This is a genomic window from Vibrio sp. Vb1337, from assembly GCF_033338715.1.
Taxonomy (GTDB): Bacteria; Pseudomonadota; Gammaproteobacteria; order Enterobacterales; family Vibrionaceae; genus Vibrio; species Vibrio alginolyticus.
In genome coordinates this window covers 1-1,327 of sequence record NZ_JAWOTD010000120.1, presented here as the reverse complement: position 1 = coordinate 1,327, position 1,327 = coordinate 1, and the positions used below count along the sequence as shown (strand labels likewise).

The 1,327-nt window shown below is 48.2% G+C and carries 3 protein-coding genes and 1 pseudogene; all 4 read left to right on the top strand.

Annotated features, from left to right (window positions below; all coding sequences use genetic code 11):
• Nucleotides 1-200 (top strand): MotA/TolQ/ExbB proton channel family protein (locus R7E42_RS24365; protein WP_318073142.1); only part of this gene is annotated, 200 nt, incomplete at its 5' end.
• On the top strand, nucleotides 200-754 hold the full coding sequence (locus R7E42_RS24360; protein WP_005497833.1) for a MotA/TolQ/ExbB proton channel family protein: 555 nt from the start codon (nucleotides 200-202) through the stop codon (nucleotides 752-754). The genes R7E42_RS24365 and R7E42_RS24360, both read left to right, overlap by 1 nt.
• Nucleotides 751-1,155 (top strand): ExbD/TolR family protein, encoded by a 405-nt coding sequence (locus R7E42_RS24355; RefSeq protein WP_005459364.1) that lies wholly within the window; start codon nucleotides 751-753, stop codon nucleotides 1,153-1,155. The genes R7E42_RS24360 and R7E42_RS24355 overlap by 4 nt, the downstream gene beginning before the upstream one ends.
• Nucleotides 1,155-1,327: pseudogene (locus R7E42_RS24350) on the top strand (energy transducer TonB); the annotation flags it as partial. The gene R7E42_RS24355 and the pseudogene R7E42_RS24350, both read left to right, overlap by 1 nt.

The window sequence follows — 1,327 nt, the reverse complement described above, 5'->3', positions numbered from 1 at the left end:
CGATGGCGTTGGTGACAACGGTTCTCGGCTTGGTAGCCGCAATGCCACTGCTTCTGGCGCATACTGTGCTGAGTTCTCAAGCCGAGAGCATTCGCAACATTCTAGAAAAGCAGGGTATTGGCTTAGTTGCTGAACAAGCAGAGCGCGATATGTCTAACAACAAAGGCAACCGTAACACGATAGCGGAGAACGCAGCATAATGGAGCAGATCCTACTCAACACTTTGGGTTTGATCAGTGAGGATTGGGCCAATACCTTGATGAGCTTTATGCAGCAAGGTGGCCAAATCCTATGGTGGTTGGCAGCCGTTGTAGCGGTGTGTTGGTTACTGGTTATGGAGCGAGTGGTTTACTTAACGACGGTATTTCCGAAGGTAAACAAACAGCTTCGTGAACAGTGGCTGGCACGGTCAGAGCACCACTCTTGGTATGCACATCAAATCCGCGATGGATGGATTGCAAAGGCACAAATCGAATTGCGCCAAAACCTTTCGACGATCAAGCTATTGGTGGCCATTTGTCCCATGCTTGGTCTGTTGGGTACTGTCACTGGCATGATTACCGTTTTTGACGTGATGGCCTCACAAGGCAGCAGCGATCCAAAATTGATGGCTTCGGGCATCTCTTTAGCAACGCTGCCTACTATGGCAGGTATGGTGGCAGCATTGGCGGGCATGTTTGTACATGCTCGTTTAAGCAAAGTATGTGAACGTAAAGCGATCCAATTAGAACAATCTTTAAGGAGTCAAAAGTGAGACTCGGACGCAGACCAAATCAACAAGACGAAGCTCAAGTCGATTTAACATCGATGCTTGATATTGTATTTATCATGTTGATTTTCTTTATTGTTACCAGCTCTTTCGTGCGAGAGTCTGGCGTGGAAGTGAACCGCCCTCAAGCATCGAACGTGGTCAGTCAAAAAGACGCAGGTATTTTCATCGCCATTACGGCAGCAAACGATGTATACATCGACAAACGCTTGGTCGATCTGGAACGCGTAGAAGCGTCTATTGAGCACCTATTGCTAGACCAGCCAGATGCATCGTTAGTGATTCAGGCTGATGAACACGCTTACAACGGCACCGTTGTGAAAGTGATGGATGCCGCTAAAGGTGCTGGCGTGAAGAACATTGCACTGGCAGCGGAGAAACCTTAATGGGTAGGCTGTTAATTGCGTTACCAGCGTCATTATTGATCGCCGTGAGTTTGTTTAGCTTTATGGCGTGGATGGTCGATAATGGCAATCAACGCGCACCAAAACCGTCTGAGGCAGTGCGTTTTGATATGGTCATGGTTGAAAACGATGCCGATGTGCAGCGTGGTCAACG

What these genes read in the sequence shown, in the direction of transcription:
- R7E42_RS24360 (WP_005497833.1), top strand. Translation starts at nt 200, where the DNA reads ATGGAGCAGATCCTACTCAACACTTTGGGTTTGATCAGTGAGGATTGG.